The organism is Mesorhizobium sp. M0514 (genome assembly GCF_040321145.1).
In the GTDB taxonomy this organism is placed as follows: domain Bacteria; phylum Pseudomonadota; class Alphaproteobacteria; order Rhizobiales; family Rhizobiaceae; genus Mesorhizobium.
Genome location: NZ_JAMYQZ010000026.1, coordinates 1 through 15,472, shown reverse-complemented (window position 1 = coordinate 15,472; position 15,472 = coordinate 1). Strand labels below are relative to the sequence as shown.

General features: G+C 64.1%; 15 protein-coding genes. 3 read left to right on the top strand and 12 right to left on the bottom strand.

Features of this window, described 5'->3' with window-relative positions:
- Positions 1 to 72 precede the first annotated feature (72 nt).
- Positions 73 to 1,134, top strand: coding sequence for a flavin-containing monooxygenase (locus NKI61_RS13240; RefSeq protein WP_352839734.1), 1,062 nt, complete (start codon positions 73 to 75; stop codon positions 1,132 to 1,134).
- On the opposite strand, the gene NKI61_RS13235 is transcribed toward NKI61_RS13240, so the two are convergent.
- The 7 genes from NKI61_RS13235 to NKI61_RS13205 all read right to left on the bottom strand — a co-directional run bounded on the left by NKI61_RS13235 (position 1,098) and on the right by NKI61_RS13205 (position 8,588).
- On the bottom strand, positions 1,098 to 2,000 hold the full coding sequence (locus NKI61_RS13235) for a carbohydrate ABC transporter permease (RefSeq protein WP_023673469.1): 903 nt from the start codon (positions 1,998 to 2,000) through the stop codon (positions 1,098 to 1,100). The genes NKI61_RS13240 and NKI61_RS13235 overlap by 37 nt on opposite strands.
- A 1-nt stretch (position 2,001) precedes the next feature.
- On the bottom strand, positions 2,002 to 2,901 hold the full coding sequence (locus NKI61_RS13230; protein WP_444849008.1) for a carbohydrate ABC transporter permease: 900 nt from the start codon (positions 2,899 to 2,901) through the stop codon (positions 2,002 to 2,004).
- Between the two features lie 141 nt (positions 2,902 to 3,042).
- Positions 3,043 to 4,368, bottom strand: coding sequence for an ABC transporter substrate-binding protein (locus NKI61_RS13225; RefSeq protein WP_352839733.1), 1,326 nt, complete (start codon positions 4,366 to 4,368; stop codon positions 3,043 to 3,045).
- A gap of 39 nt (positions 4,369 to 4,407) precedes the next feature.
- Positions 4,408 to 5,493 (bottom strand): ABC transporter ATP-binding protein, encoded by a 1,086-nt coding sequence (locus tag NKI61_RS13220; RefSeq protein ID WP_352839732.1) that lies wholly within the window; start codon positions 5,491 to 5,493, stop codon positions 4,408 to 4,410.
- A gap of 194 nt (positions 5,494 to 5,687) precedes the next feature.
- Positions 5,688 to 6,278 carry a DUF922 domain-containing Zn-dependent protease gene (locus NKI61_RS13215; protein WP_023673473.1) on the bottom strand — a complete coding sequence of 197 codons (591 nt, stop codon included), beginning with the start codon at positions 6,276 to 6,278 and terminating at the stop codon, positions 5,688 to 5,690.
- A 52-nt stretch (positions 6,279 to 6,330) separates the two neighbouring features.
- On the bottom strand, positions 6,331 to 7,608 hold the full coding sequence (locus tag NKI61_RS13210) for a D-tagatose-bisphosphate aldolase, class II, non-catalytic subunit (RefSeq protein WP_352839730.1): 1,278 nt from the start codon (positions 7,606 to 7,608) through the stop codon (positions 6,331 to 6,333).
- On the bottom strand, positions 7,605 to 8,588 hold the full coding sequence (locus NKI61_RS13205) for a tagatose kinase (RefSeq protein ID WP_352839728.1): 984 nt from the start codon (positions 8,586 to 8,588) through the stop codon (positions 7,605 to 7,607). Before NKI61_RS13205 ends, NKI61_RS13210 begins: the two co-directional genes overlap by 4 nt.
- A 209-nt stretch (positions 8,589 to 8,797) precedes the next feature.
- Between NKI61_RS13205 and NKI61_RS13200 the strand changes: the two genes are divergently transcribed.
- Positions 8,798 to 9,427, top strand: a complete 630-nt coding sequence (locus NKI61_RS13200) for a glutathione S-transferase family protein (RefSeq protein WP_023749539.1) — start codon at positions 8,798 to 8,800, stop codon at positions 9,425 to 9,427.
- A gap of 147 nt (positions 9,428 to 9,574) precedes the next feature.
- Entirely contained in the window at positions 9,575 to 9,823 is a 249-nt protein-coding gene (locus NKI61_RS13195) for a hypothetical protein (protein ID WP_031201948.1), read from the top strand.
- A 31-nt stretch (positions 9,824 to 9,854) separates the two neighbouring features.
- Here NKI61_RS13195 and NKI61_RS13190 read toward each other — a convergent pair whose 3' ends face one another.
- From NKI61_RS13190 to NKI61_RS13170, 5 genes are all read right to left on the bottom strand, one after another.
- On the bottom strand, positions 9,855 to 10,352 hold the full coding sequence (locus NKI61_RS13190) for a GNAT family N-acetyltransferase (protein WP_352839727.1): 498 nt from the start codon (positions 10,350 to 10,352) through the stop codon (positions 9,855 to 9,857).
- Positions 10,353 to 10,363: 11 nt separating this feature from the next.
- Positions 10,364 to 11,380, bottom strand: a complete 1,017-nt coding sequence (locus NKI61_RS13185; protein WP_023685887.1) for an ABC transporter permease — start codon at positions 11,378 to 11,380, stop codon at positions 10,364 to 10,366.
- Positions 11,377 to 12,948, bottom strand: coding sequence for a sugar ABC transporter ATP-binding protein (locus NKI61_RS13180; RefSeq protein WP_352839725.1), 1,572 nt, complete (start codon positions 12,946 to 12,948; stop codon positions 11,377 to 11,379). The genes NKI61_RS13185 and NKI61_RS13180 overlap by 4 nt, the downstream gene beginning before the upstream one ends.
- Positions 12,949 to 13,179: 231 nt before the next feature.
- Complete coding sequence (locus NKI61_RS13175) at positions 13,180 to 14,127, bottom strand: substrate-binding domain-containing protein (RefSeq protein ID WP_023673481.1); 948 nt, start codon at positions 14,125 to 14,127, stop codon at positions 13,180 to 13,182.
- A 405-nt stretch (positions 14,128 to 14,532) separates the two neighbouring features.
- Positions 14,533 to 15,472, bottom strand: a 940-nt coding sequence (locus tag NKI61_RS13170) for an aldo/keto reductase (protein WP_352839724.1), incomplete at its 5' end; no start/stop codon positions are given.

The window sequence follows — 15,472 nt, the reverse complement described above, 5'->3', positions numbered from 1 at the left end:
AGAAGGTGAGGCGCGCCTTGTCCCGCCTGCGCTTCTACGCGTAGCCTAAGGAGCTAGCGGGAGGAGAATCGCTTGGACACCACTGTCGTTATTGTCGGCGCCGGGCCCGCCGGCCTTGCGGTCGGTGCCTGCCTGAAGCGGGCAGGAGTGGATTTCATCCTGCTCGAAAAATCGCAGGAGATCGCGCCCGCCTGGCGGCGGCACTATCGGCGGCTGCATCTGCATACGGTCAAGTCGTTCTCGTCGCTGCCGTTCCTGCCCTTTCCCAAAAACTATCCGCGCTACGTGCCGCGCGAACTGGTGGTCCGCTATCTCGACGACTACGCGGAAAAATTCGATCTGCGCCCGCGCTTCGGCGTGACGGTGAAAGCCATTCGCCTCGGGCACGGCGGTTTTCTGGTCGAGACAGGATCGGACAACCTCAAGGCGCGCCATGTCGTTATCGCCAGCGGTAACAATGCCGAGCCGATCATCCCCCGGCTCCCTGCCATCGAGGCTTTCAAGGGCGAGGTGCTGCACAGCGCCGACTATACGCAAGCGACGCCCTTTGCCGGCCGCTCGGTGCTGATCGTCGGCATGGGCAACACCGGCGCCGAGATCGCGCTCGACTTGGTGGAAAGTGGCGCGCGTCCGACCATTTCGGTGCGCAAGGGCGTCCACATCGTGCCGCGCCAGCTGTTTGGCGTGCCGATCCAGATGGTCGGCATCGCCAGCCGGCCAATGCCGCAGGCGCTGAACGACTGGATGTTTCCGATCATCCTCGATTTCGCGCTGGGCAAGCTCGAGAAATACGGCATCGTCAGGCCGAAACAGGGCATCCTGCAACAGATCGACGAAGTCGGCCGCATCCCGGTCATCGACGTCGGCACGGTCGACGCCATCACCAAAGGCGCCATCAAGATCGCGCCCGACATAGCGGGCTTCACCGAGCGCGGCGCTGCGTTCACCGACGGCAGGCAGGAAAATTTCGACGCCGTCATCCTCGCCACCGGCTATCGCCCGGGCTACGAAAAGTTTCTGCCCGTGGAATTGCAGCCGGAGCGCAGTGGCGTCAACGCCCGCGCCTCGCAACTCGGCCTCTACCGTGAGCCGGCGCGTCACTCCTTCACCGCGCCGGTCATCGACGAGACATAGTGCTCGACGAAGAACGAATAGAGCACCACCACCGGCAGCGAGCCGATCAGCGCTCCCGCCATCAGCGCCCCCCATTCGTAGACGTCGGAGCGCACCAACTCGGTCAGCACACCCACCGGCACGGTCTTGTTTTCCGAGGACTGGATGAATGTCAGCGCGTAGATGAACTCGTTCCATGACAGGGTGAAGGCGAATATGCCGGCGGAGATCAGGCCCGGCACCGAGAGCGGCAGCACGATCTTGGTGAGGATCTGCCACCGGCTCGCTCCGTCTATCAGCGCGCATTCTTCCAGTTCGAACGGGATGGAGCGGAAGTAACCCATCAACAGCCACGTGCAGAACGGCACCAGGAAGGTTGGATAGGTAAGGATGAGCGCGAAGGGCGTGTCGTAGAGCCCGAGGTTGAACACCATTACCGACAGCGGAATGAACAGGATCGAGGGCGGCACCAGATAGGCGAGGAAGATGCCGAGGCCGACCTGCCGCGCCCCGGAAAACCGCAGCCGCTCGATCGCATAGGCGGCGAACACAGACGCCAGCAGCGACAGGAAAGTAGCGGCGGTCGAGATGATGATCGTGTTGAGCAGCCAGCCCGGATAGGAGGTCTCGAACAGGAGATAGCGGATATGCTCCAATGTCGGATGCACCACCCAGAACGGATTGAACTGCGCATAGTCGGTCATCTCGAGATTGGGCTTAACCGCCGTGATCGTCATCCAGTAAAACGGAAACAACAGCACGAAGACGAACACCAGCAGCGGCAGATAGACCGTCACCACGCGGCGCGGCAGGCTCTGCAGGTAGCCCATGCCGCCTTCGTCGATATCCCCACGTTTCGCCTTCCTTGTCGCGGCCGTCTTGACCATGTCAGTCTCCGCCGCCTTGTTGCCATTTGCGGCGTTGCAGGCCGAAATAGCTGAACAGGATCGCCGCCAGCAGGAACGGGATCATGGCCACCGCGATGGCCGCGCCCTCGCCAAGCTGGCCGCCGGAAATGCCGCGCTGGAAAGACAATGTCGCCATCAGATGCGTGGCATTCACCGGTCCGCCCCGGGTCAGCACGTAGATCAGCTGGAAATCGGTGAAAGTGAACAGCACCGAGAAGGTCATGGTGATGGCGATGATCGGCGTCAGCAGCGGCAGAGTCACATAACGAAACAACTGCCAGCGACTGGCGCCGTCGAGCGTGGCCGCCTCGTAGAGCGACTGCGGAATGGTCTGCAGGCCGGCGAGCAGCGTGATGGCGACGAAAGGAATGCCGCGCCAGACGTTGGCGGCGATAACCGAAGCGCGCGCATTCTCCGGATCGCCGAGGAAATTGATGCGGTGGTCGATCAGGCCCATTTGCTGCAGCGCCCAGGACAGGATGGAGAACTGCGAATCGTAGATCCACCAGAAGGCGATGGCCGACAGTACGGTGGGCACCACCCAGGGCAGCAGGACTATCGCGCGGAAGAACGATTTGAACGGCAGGTTTTCATTGAGGATGAGCGCCAGCCACAGGCCGAGCACGAACTTCAGGATCGAGGCGCTGACCGTGTAGAGCAAGGTGTTGAAGACGGAGAGCCAGAAGACGGCGTCACTCCACAGATACTGATAGTTCTCGGTGCCAATGAAGATGCCGGGGCGGCCGATACGGGCATCGGTGAAGCCGAGCCAGACGCCCAGCCCGAGCGGATAGGTCAGGAAGACCAGCAGCAGCGCCGCCGCCGGCAGCATGAAGCCGAAGCCCAGCGCGTTGCGGCTTTCGGAGATCCGCGAAAGCATCGACGGACGCGGCTGGGCGGCAACGGACGGCACGGCCATGAAGGGCTCCTCATCGGGGAATCAGGTCACGGCGTCAACGGCCGCCATGGGATTGTGCGACGGGCCGGGCAGCGCACTAGACGCTGCCCGGCGGTGCCGTGATCAAACGCGGTAGTAGCGGTTGGCGCGCTTCTCCGCCTCCTCCATCGCCTCCTGCGGCGTCGCCTGGCCGGTCACCGCCTTGGCGAACATGTCGACCAGGACATAGTCGGCCATGGTCGCCGCCGAGGCATAGCCGAGCGGCCCGGCATAGCCGTTGGGGCGCAGCGTCGCCGAGGCCTTGGCATAGGCGGCATTGTTCGGGTCGGCCGTCCACACTGGATTGTTGTCGAAGGCCTTCAGCGTCTGGCAGCAATAGCCCGCCGAGGAGGTGATCCAGTCGGTCATCTGCGGATCCTCGAACATGAACTGCAGATAGGCCTTGGCCGCATTGGGGTAGGGCGTGTAGTTGAAGATGACGGCGGTGGTCACCTGGAACAGTTCGACCGATTTCCCGACGGGACCGATCGGCAGGTTGGTGGTGCGGATGTCCTTGGCGATCTCAGCCAGCTTCGGATCGTTGTCCTTGTTGATCTTGGCCGTATTGTAGGCGGAAATGCCGTTGGCGATGACGCCGAGTTCGCCGGCCAGGAAGGCGCGGTTGTTATTGACGTCGAGCCAGCTTTCGGTCCCGGGAATGAAGGTCTTGTAGAGTTCCTGCGCGTATCCGATCGCCTTTAGCGTCTCGGGGCTGTTGATCGCCACCTTGCCGCTCTCGTCGACCATCTGGCCGCCATGGCTCCACAGCAGCCAGTGCGCGTAATTGTTGCCGTCGCCGACGCCGTGGCCGTGCGTGAAGCCGGCCGGATGTCCTTTCGCCTGCAACGCCTTGCAAAGCTCGAGGAAGCCTGCCGTGTCCTTCGGAAATTCGGAGAAGCCGGCCTCCTTCACCCAGCTTTCGCGATAGACGATGGCATTGCCGATCGTGGCCAGCGGCAGGCCGACGAACTTGCCGTCCCGCGTCGCATATTGCTTCGGTCCGTCGTGCCATCCGCCATATTTCGAGCCCAGATACTCGCCGAGCTCGGTCACGTCGTGCAGCTTGTCGGGATATTGATGCGGGTCGTCGAACCAGACGAACATCAGGTCCGGGCCGGAACCGACATTGGCGGCGACCGCTGCCTTGGGGCGAATGTCCTCCCAGCTTTCCTTGTCGACACGAACCTCGACACCTGTCGCCTCGGTGAAGCGCTTGGTGTTGGCCAGCCATTGATCCTCATCGCCCTTGACGAAGGGCGACCAGCGCAGCAGCCGCAGCTTTGCGCCTTCCTCGGGATTGTATTTCAAGCCCTCCTGGGCAAAAGCCGGCGAGCCGACGAAGCGGCTTCCCAGGGCTCCCGCCGCAGCACCTGCGGTCGTGCGGATTACATCGCGTCTCGTGAATTTCATGGTCGTCTCCTCCGGTTTATCTTCCTCGCTATGCGGTCCTTACCATCCGTTACGCGCTTCAAATCGTGTTCCGGTCTTGCCGTCAAAGAGATGAATCAGGCCAGGCGCGGCAGAGAGCCGTATGGATTCGCCCGGTGTGAAGGCATGGCGTTCGCGGAAATTGGCGACGATCTCGTCGCCGCCGGCGGTGCGGCCGATGATCTGCACTTCCGACCCGGTCGGCTCGACCACCGCGACGGTGACTGGAATGCCTTGGTCTGACGATAGCCGCAAATGCTCGGGCCGTATTCCCAGCACCACCGGATGACCGTTGCCAACGGCCGGCGCGCCGGCCAGCGGCACGGAAATTCCCCCGGCGCCGCGAAAGGACGGAGACCCGTCGGTGACGATCTCGCCCTTGATCAGGTTCATGGCGGGCGAGCCGATGAAACTGGCGACGAAGAGATTGTTTGGCCTGTCGTAGAGCTCCAGCGGCGGTCCGATCTGTTCGACGATGCCGTCATGCATGACGACGATCGTGTCGGCCATGGTCATGGCCTCGATCTGGTCGTGGGTGACATAGACTGTGGTCGTCTTGAGCCGCTGGTGCAGTTCCTTGATCTCGGCGCGCATCTGCACCCTGAGCTTGGCGTCGAGATTGGAGAGCGGTTCGTCGAACAGGAAAACCTGTGGATCGCGCACGATCGCCCGGCCCATGGCGACGCGCTGGCGCTGGCCGCCGGAAAGCTGGCGCGGATATCGCGTCAGCAATGGCACCAGCCCGAGGATTTCGGCGGCGCGCTGAATGCTGGTAGCGCAATCGGCCTTCGAAACACCTTTGAGCATGAGCGAGAACGCCATGTTCTCGGCGACCGTCATGTGCGGGTAGAGCGCGTAGTTCTGGAACACCATGGCAACGTCGCGCTCTTTCGGCGCAACGTTGTTGACGACCCGATCCCCGATCGCGATCTCGCCCCGAGAAATCTTTTCCAGGCCGGCGATCATCCTGAGAAGGGTCGATTTTCCGCAACCCGACGGGCCGACCAGCGTGACGAATTCGCCGTCGTCGATATCCACACTGACGCCATGCAGGACCTCGACGGTCCCGAACGATTTGTAAACATCGCCGATCGCGACAGACGCCATCGATCTCCTCCCGAATGCTTCTTGCGACGCCCCGAAGGAAACCGCTCCTCTCCCGCCTCGCGGCCGTCTCCCATTCCCCCAACAGGTCGCGTGACGATCAGACGGTAGCGCTACCAAGCCTGCCTGTAAAGCGGCCATGCGGCCGGTGCTCTTGTCGTTCGGAACACCGGCGCAATGACCGGTTCGCCGGCAAACTACCCCCCATTCACAAAAGCCAGCACCAGCTTCTGCAGGTTTCCGCCAGGGCCGAATTCGACCCGGTCGAAGTCGCGGCTCGCCTGCCGCTGAGCCAGCGAGATCTGGGCGAGTTGCCTCGTCAGCTCGGTTCTGATCTTGCTGCAGGCGGGGTCATCAGTAACGGTCAGGCCGACGCTCACCGCCTCGATCTTGCGCACCATCTCGGCGATGGCTGCGCCATGCACTCTCTCGTGGGCGGCGAGCCCGGCGATGAACACCGTCCAGTTCTTCTGGACGGAAGCCGGCAACGGTTCGGCCGGCTTCGGCAAGGTGTAGGTGATGATCAGTTTCGGGCGCGCCGATTTGAGCACGCAGGCGTCGCCTTGCGGCCTGTAGTCCCTGGTCCAGGTCAGCTTGAAATTGGTGTGCGCAATGACCCGGCCCTTGCCGAGCAAGGGGCCGGCTTCGCCGATCGCGGCATAGAGTTCCGGGCCGGTCCGCCCTGCGATGGCGTAGGTCTCGACCTTTTCGACCGGCTTCCAGTCGGCGCGTGCCGGCGACGCCAGCAGGGAGGCCGCGAACAGGAGAAAGAACATGGCTGGTTTCATGGAAACGTCAGAGACACTGGGCTGAGGCAAAGATCAACCCGGCGCAATGCACTCAGGTCCCACGGCAGGCCGCGTCATAGTCGGCCAGCACCTGATCGACAGCTTCGAGAAGGATAGCCTCGGGATTGCCCGCCGGCCCGAGTTCGGCCGGCAGCGCCGGCAGGAATTGCCGCATCAGCGTTTCGGGAATGGCAACGTCGTCCAGCGCCTTGCGCAGGCGCTCGACGGCCGCGACAGCGGTGGGGTTGCTCCAATAATAGCGGATGCGGTCGCCGTAGCTGTAATGCCGCTGCACATAGAGCTCTGCTTCCTTGCCATGATAGTGGCTGTGCCAATGGCCGGGGGCTGCCAGCATCGCGCTTTCCATGGTCCGGGCGAGCGACCGGTCGCCATAGTCCCTGGCCATTTCGGAGGCGATCAGGTCGAGCCCGTAAAGCGCCTCGCGCAAGGCGAAGGTCAGGCCGGGGCCGACCTTGAGGATAGGAAAGCCGTTTGCGACCAGCGCGGTCAAAGCCGCACGGGTCTGGTAGTCGGTCGAATGCGCCTCGTAGACGAGCGACGGCTGCTCATCGAGCAAGCCGGTCAGGCCCTTGGATTTTTCGGGCGCGTAGGCGACGACATTCTGGCTGCCGAATTCCACGCCCGGCTGCACCACCACGGCCATGACGCGGCCGAACGCCTCGGTCAGGCCTTCGCGGGCAAAGATCTCCCGGTGAACCTCGATCGTGCGCCGCGCCGCCGCCGCCTCGGTCGGCTTCAACTCGCTGATCGCATGGTCGACGCCGCCGGGGGCGGGAACTTCGGTGCCGATGATGTAGACCGGCAAGGTGCTGCCTGCGGCGTGCGCGCCCGTTTCGGCCGCCTTTGCCAGCCGCGCCGCCCGGGTGGCGATGGTCTCGTCGTCAAGCGCCGCCGGCTCGCCGGCGCAGCCCATCGATGCGTCGAGATGGATCTTGGTGAAGCCGGCCGCGATATAGGCGCCGACCATGGCCTCGGCCTTGTCCATCGCCTGCGCCGCCGGCTCTGCGCGCCACGGGTTCGGTCCCAGATGGTCGCCGCCGAAGATGATGCGCGAGGCTTCCAGCCCCTCGCGGCAGGCGATCTCCAGCACGAAGGCGACGAACAGCGCCGGGGTCATTCCGGTATAGCCGCCGAACTGGTTGACCTGATTGCAGGTTGCCTCAATCAGCAGGTTTTTCTCCCTGTCGGCTACGGCGCGCCTGATCGCCGTCTGGATCACCAGCGGATGCGCGGAGCAGATCGAGGTAATGCCGTAGGGCGAGCCGTTTTTGCGCGCGCTGGCGAGGCCTGCAAGCGGGTTGGCGCTCATGTCCGTCTCGCTGTTCCCTTGATGAATTGGTCAAGCGCATCGAAGCTGGTGACCCCCTCCATCGGGCCGCGCCGGGTGACGTTGCGGGCGCCGGCGGCATTGGCATAAAGCAGCGCCTTGCCGGGCTCCATCCCCTGGCGGCGGCAGGTCAGGTAGGTGGCGCCGAAACAATCGCCGGCGCCCGTGGGGTCGACTTCCTCGACCTGAAAACCGGCGCAGTCGATCCTGGCGCCGTCGGCGCCGAACCAGGAAGAGCCGTCAGCACCGCGCTTCAGCACGATCTCGCCGACGCTCCTGGCAAACAGCGCCGCCACCGCCCGGTGCTCGTCATCGACGCCCGCCGTAGCGAGCAATTCGTCGCCGGACGGCAGCAGCAGGTCGGCGTCGTTGATGAGTGCGGAAAACAGTGCACCGTCGGCGCCGATCAGCTCCTTGCGCACATTCGGGTCGAACGAGGTTGAGCCGCCGCGGGCACGCACCGCCCTCACTGCGTGGGTCACAATCTCCTTCAGCCCTGCCACCGACAGCGTCGATCCCATGATATGCAGATGGCCGGCTCTGTCCGCCAGCAGGCGCGCAGCAGTGGTCAGGTGAATCTGCCCGGCAGCGGATTCGGCGATGTTGTAGACGAAGTCCCTGATACCATCGGGCCGGTAGCGCACGAAGGCGCATCCCGTCGGGAAGCGGTCGCTGATATCGACGGCGGAGACGTCGACGCCGTCGCGCTCCAGCCGGTTCAGGTTGAGCGTGCCGAAATCGTCGCGGCCGACGCAGCCGATAATGCCGGCGCCGCCCCCCAGCCGCGCAACCTGGTCGATGAAGATCGCCGGCGCACCGCTGGGGAATGGCCCGACGAGCGTTTGCGGCTCGAGGAAGCCGAAACCCAGTTCCGTCGCCATGATCTCGACCAGGATCTCGCCGGCGGCAATAGTTGGCCCCGCGGCCTCGGCGGCGATTTCGCTGCGGCGCGAAAGGCTCATGCTTGCGATTCCTCCTTGTCACAGACTGATTGCTTGCTCGCGCAGTTGTTCGGCACAAATGTTTATCGGGTAAATCGCACATAGGGCGAAGTCAATAAAACTTTACATGCGTATAGTTTACTTATTCTGCGCGTACACATTGCAGGATTCGGGTGGCTGGGATCGTGGCACCGTGCAAATCAGGCGTCGACCGCAGCGAAAGGACAGCCATGCTCACGCTTCATGATTATTTGCCGTCGCAAAACGGTTGGAAGGCGAGGGTCGTGCTCGGCCTGCTCAACATTCCCTATGAAAGCCGCCTGGTGTCGATTTTCGAGGGCGAGAGCCACACCGACGCTTTCCTGAAGCTCAACCCGGCCGGCGCCGTTCCTGTGCTCGAACTCGAGGATGGCCGTGCGATCGCCGAATCGAATGCGATCCTCATTTATCTCGCCGAAGGCACGCCCTTGCTGCCGGCGGATCGCTATGTCAACGCGAAAATTATGCAATGGCTGTTCTTCGAACAGTACCATGTCGAGCCGGTCATCGGCTCCCTGCGCTTCTGGACGCTGGCCGGAAGGCTGGAGCGCAACCAGGCGATGGTTCCGGCCAAGCGCGAAGCCGGCGCCCGCACGCTGGCAGCGCTGGAGCGCAGCCTGAACGATACGCCGTTCCTTGTCGGCGACACGCTCACCATCGCCGACATTGCTGTCTATGCCTACGGCCACCGTGCCGAAGATTGCGGCTTTGCGCTGGCGGCTTATCCGGCGGTCCTCGCCTGGACGGACCGGGTGCGCGACGCCATCGGTCCCGGCTATCCCGTGCATCTCTACAGCATCGATCCGCACTCGGCTGCTTGACGGCAAAAGGCGCGCGTTCACCTTGCTTAGTCGAAAAGAAGACCCAGATTCTGCATTGTCGGCGGCTTTCGCTCGCAATCCGTTGACTGGATGGCCGGATCCCGGCGTCAACTCGACGACCTGCCGGCACTTAGCATGGAGGTGACCATGACACGCGACGACATCATTTCGGTGTTGGGGCCGGTAGACGAGGCGGTCATAGCCGACATCGCGCTGACCGGCGCCACCCTTCAAGAACTGCGCGAGGCGTTCGCCTGGCTCGGTGCCGACGAGGCGCTGGTCAACGAGGGTCGCCCCTTGCCGGGAACGAAGGTGGCGCGACTGATCGAACTCCTCGATATGCCGGACGACGAGGACGGCCCACAAGCGGTGGCGGCGCAGGGGTTAGGGCAGTAGGGTCCGGACTACCGCGGTTTCCCCATTCACTTCATGCTCTCGACAGCAGCCGGCGCATGATCAGCGAGGCGTGGCCGCCAACGCCGTGCGCGGCCGTGCGGCGCTCGACCACTTCGAAACCGTGCTTGCGATAGAAGGCGATCGCCCGGTCGTTGCCCTCGATCACTTCCAGCGCAATGCTGGGGATGCCGGCATGCGCGACAAGCACCGCGTGCAGCAGGTCGGTGGCGAGCCCGCTGCCGAACTCTGTCTTGTCGATGTGCAGCCGGTCGAGCAGGACATCGCCACGATCGTCCATCGCCGCCATCGCGTAGCCGGCGATCGAACCGTCCGGCCGTTCGGCCACGAACGACATCTTGTTGTCGTCCCCAAGTTCCTCTGCCAGCCGCTCGGGCGCATGCTTGTCGTCCGAGAGCCGCGCAGTGGTCTCTGGCCCCATAATTGCCGAATAGGTGCGCCGCCAGGATTCCCCCAACAGCCGCGACACCGCCGCTATATCTTTCTCGGTCATCGCCCTGATCTGAACCATGGCCTAAATCCTCACCGCCTCACCCGCGACTTCAGCCAACGATCGAAGGCCACGGCCAGGATCAGGATTAGGCCGATGACGATGCTTTGTGTGTAGGACGAGACATTGTTGAACTGCAGCCCGTTCTGCAGCACGCCGATGAGTGCTGCGCCCACCACCGTGCCGCCGACCGAGCCGATGCCACCGAATAGCGAGGTGCCGCCGATGACGACGGCGGAAATCACCGTAAGTTCGTAACCGATGCCGGCTACGGCTTCGGAGGAGTTGAGCCGTGCTGACAAAACGAAGGCCGCCAGCCCGGCGAAGAAGCCGACGATGACATAGACCGAGATCAGAATGCGGTCGACGCGCAGGCCCGACAGGCGTGCGGCCTCGGCATTGCCGCCGACGGCATAGACGGCGCGGCCATAGCGCGTATAGCGCAGCACGATGTGGCACAGGATGGCCGCCGCCGCGAAGATGATCGCCGGCACCGGCACCGGTCCGATGAGCCCGGTGCCGAACCAGCGCATCGAGGCGTCGAAACCGGAGATCGGTCCGCCATTGGAGATGGTCAGCGTCAGGCCGCGAAACACGGTGAGCCCACCCAGCGTGACGACGAAGGGCGGCACTTTCAGCCTGGTGATGGCAAAGCCCTGGACGCCGCCGGCCAGCGCCCCGACGATGACGGCGGCAAGCAAGGCGGCGAACCAGCCATATCCTTGCGTGCCCGTGGTCGACAGCGACAGCGTGTTGGCGGTGCCGCCCTTGGCCACCACCGCGGCCACCATGCCGCAGAAGGCGAGCAGTGAGCCGACCGACAGGTCGATGCCGGCAGTGAGGATGACGAAGGTCATGCCGAGCGCGATCAGCCCGGTGATCGAGATCTGCCTCAAAATGTTGAACAGGTTGATTGGATCGATGAAGCTCGGCTTCAGCACGGTGAAGATGACGATCAACACCGCCAGGAACATCAGCGGCCCAAAACTCATCAGAAGCCGCGCGATGTTGATGCCGCTGCGCTGGGTCTGTTCGGTGGTGCTGGTCATTGCGTTGCGTCCTGCTTGCGGTCGAGCGCCATCAGTTCCATCAGTTTTTCCTCGGTCGCTTCGATGCCCGGCATTTCGCCGGTGATACGGCCGCGCCGCATCGTAACGATGCGATCCGACACTGCCAGCACCTCCGGCAGTTCCGACGAGATCATCATGATGGCGATGCCGCGCGCAGCCAACTGGACCAGGATCTGGTGCACTTCGGCCTTGGCGCCGACATCGACGCCGCGCGTCGGCTCGTCGACGATCAGTACTTTCGGGTCGCGCGCCAGCCAGCGGGCCAGGATCACCTTTTGCTGATTGCCGCCGGACAGGCCCTCGATCGCCTGCTCGGGCGAGGCCATGCGGATCGACAGTGCCTTGCGATAGCCGGCCAGCGCCTCGCGCTCGCGCCGTTCGGCCATGAAGCCGGCCCCATTGCTGTAGCGGCCGAGCGAGGCGATGGAGAAATTGTTGAGAATGCCAAGTGCTGCAAAAATCGCCTGGTGCTTGCGGTCTTCCGGCACCAGGCCGATGCCGAGTTTGATGGCGTCGGCGGGCGAAGCCGGGGCGATCGGCTTGCCGTCGAGCGCAATCGTGCCGGCCGCGATGCGGTCGGCGCCGAAAATGGCGCGGGCAAGCTCGGTGCGGCCGGAACCGACGAGCCCGGCAACGCCGAGGATTTCGCCGGCCTTCAGATCGAGGTTGACGCCTTCGAGCACGATGGCGTGCGGCGCCAATGGGTCGCGTACCGTCCGCAGCCCGCGCACCGAGAGCCTGACCTCGCCGGCGACATCGCGCTGCGTCGGCCGCGCGTAGAGCTCGGAGGCGGCGCGGCCGACCATCTTCTCGATGATTTTTGGAATCTGGATCGGCTGGCCGTCACGGTCGAGATGGCCGGCCAGCCTGCCGTCGCGCAACACCGTCATCCGGTCGCAGATCGCCGACGCTTCTTCCAGCCGATGGGTGACGAACATGATCGCCACGCCGTCCTTGCGCAGCCTGTCCATGATCGACATAAGCTTCTGCACCTCAGTCTCGGTCAGCGCCGAGGTCGGCTCGTCCATGATGATCAGGCGGCTTTCCAGCGACAGAGCGCGGGCGATTTCGACTAGCTGCTGTTCGGCGACCGAGAGCGACGACACCGGCGTCGCCGGATCGATGTCGAGGCCGACGCGGGCGATGATCGCGCGCGACGCGTCCTCCATCCTGCGCCAGCTGACCAGCCCGAGCGGCCCGAGCGGCGCGCGGCCGATGAAAATGTTTTCCGCAACCGTCAGCATCGGGATCAGGCTCAGTTCCTGATAGATGGTGACGATGCCATGCCGCTTGGCGTCCTGCGGGCTGGACGGCGCGTAGTCGGCGCCGTCGAAGACGATGCGGCCGCTTGACGGCGGCATCACGCCGGACAGGATTTTCAACAGCGTCGACTTGCCGGCGCCGTTCTCGCCGAGCAGGCCAAGGATCTCACTGGGCCGCACCTCGAGCGAAACGTCGATGAGCGCGGTGACGCCGGAAAAATGCTTGGTCACGCCTTCGACGGAAAGGAGCGGGGGCGATGATGCGGTGGGTTCAACGGCGGACAAGCATTGCTCCCGGATTGCGATAGACAGCGGGACAGCGCCCCCCTCTGTCCTGCCGGACATCTCCCCCACACGGGGGGAGATCAGCAGTTTTGCCGGCAGCACTATTTCTATAACGTTGGCGATTGGCGAAAGCAGACGTCACGGCCAATCTCCCCCCAAGTGGGGGCGATGTCCGGCAGGACAGAGGGGGGCGCGACAGAGCGCGACCTCCACCCGTCATGGGCCCTACTCTCACTTCGTCTCGTTCAACCTCTCCGCCTTGTCGAGATTGTCCTTGCCGATGACGATCGGCGTCAACAGCACCAGCTTCTCCTTCGGCTCGGTCTTGTCCCTGGCGAAGGCGACCGCGATCTGCACCGCCTTGCGCGACTGTTCGCCGGGGAACTGCTCGACCGTGCCGGCGAGCTTGCCGTCGCGCACGGCGACCAGCGCTTCCGGCAGCGCGTCGAAGCCGTAGATCTTGACGTCGGTGAAGTTGCGCGCGGCACAGGCTTCGAGCGCGCCGAGCGCCATGTCGTCATTGGCGCAGATGATGGCGTCCGGCTTGCCGTTGGCGGCAAGCCCGGCCTCGGTCACCGACAGCGCTTCGGCGCGGGCGAAATTAGCGGTCTGCTCGAAGATGATCTGGTACTTGTCCTTGAGCGGATCGAGCACATTGTGGACGCCTTTGTTGCGGTCGATCGCGGGCCCGGCACCCGGCTGGCCCTGCAAATGGAACAGCTTGGCGCCGTTGGGGAACGCCGCCACCATGGCCTGCGCCTCGGCCTCGCCGCCCTTGACATTGTCGGCGCCGACATGGGCCAGAATGCCCTCGACGCCGTCAACGCGGCGGTCGATAGTGACCACGGGAACCCCGGCCTTGACCGCTTCCTCGATCGCCGGCGCCAGCGCGTTGACGTCAAGCGGCGAAATCACGATGGCGTTGACCTTCTGCACAAGTGCGGCCTCGATGTCGGCGGTCTGCTTCGGCGCCGAGTTCTGGCCGTCGCTCTCGGTCAGATTGACGCCTTGCGCCTGCGCCTCCGCCTTGATCTCGTTCAGCATGTGCACAAAGAACGGAAAGCCGAGATTGGGCACCGAGCCCAATATGGTCAATTTGTCGGCGGCAAAGGCCATGGGCGCGGCCAGCGCCATGGCGCCGGTCGCCACGGTCGACAACAGGAATTCGCGTCTGTTCATCAGATATCCTCCACATGAACGCAGGAGCCCGAAACCGGGAGCGGCTCGGGACGGTCCTTGCGTCGATTCAAAAATGGAGTGTCCTGTGAACGCCCCGAGGGGACGCGAGGCGCTCCAGCCGGTCCGCCGCAACGTTCTCCTCCGCACGGCGCCGACCGGAGGATGCTAGCCAAGGAAAATCGATTACGCAAGGTGAGGCGAGGGGCTGAAACTGCTAATCTCCCCCCTTGTGGGGGAGATGTCCGGCAGGACAGAGGGGGGCGCTGTCCCGCCGACATTGGCCAATTTCACTTACATCTTTGAGCTAACCTCTACGCAGAATACTTGATCGGGCGATCCTTCGCGCCCCCCTCTGCCTTGCCAGGCATCTCCCCACGAGGGGGGAGATTGGCAGCTTAGACGCCTCTACCTGTCGATGGTCGTCATCACCCGCTCATTGTAGCGCGGCCCTGAGACCTTGCCCGGCGCAAGGGCTGCGTCGAGCGCAGCAGTCTCGGCCGGGTCGAGCTGGATCGCGGCCGCAGCAACATTTTCTTCGAGATACTTGCGCCGCTTTGTCCCCGGGATCGGCACGATGTCGATGCCGAAGCCGTCGCCCTTGCCGAGCACCCAGGCCAGCGCGATCTGTGCGGGCTTTACCCCTTTGGCCGCGGCCACCTCTTGCACCGCAGCCGCTGCCGCGACATTGGCGTCGTAGTTGGCGCCCTGGTAGCGGGGGTCGCCGCGCCGAAAATCGCCTTCCGGATAATCCTCGGCGCGCTTGACATCGCCGGCGAGGAAACCGCGGCCGAGCGGCGCGAACGGCACCAGGCCGATGCCGAGCTTTTTGAGCAGCGGGATGATTTCCGGCTCCAGATTGCGCTCCCACAGCGAATACTCGCTCTGCAGCGCCGAGACCGGATGCACGGCATGTGCGCGGCCGATGTTGGCCGCACCAGCCTCCGACAGGCCGAAGAAGCGCACCTTGCCCTCGGCGACGAGCCGGCCGACCGTGCCGGCGACGTCTTCCATCGGCACGGCCGGATCGACGCGGTGTTGGTAGTAGAGGTCGATATGGTCGATACCGAGCCGCTTCAGCGAGCCCTCCAGCGCCTCGCGGATATGGTCGGGCCGGCTGTCACGCTCCGTGCCGACCTGTCTGCCGTTTTCGATGCGGAAGCCGAATTTGGTGGCAAGGGTCACCTCATCGCGCCGGCCCTTCAGCGCCCGCCCGAGCAGCTCTTCCTTGGCATAGGCGCCGTAGACTTCCGCCGTGTCGAGGAAGGTACAGCCGAGTTCGATGGCGCGGTGCAGGGTGGCGATCGATTCCGCCTCGTCGGCAGGGCCGTAGGACTGGCTCATGCCC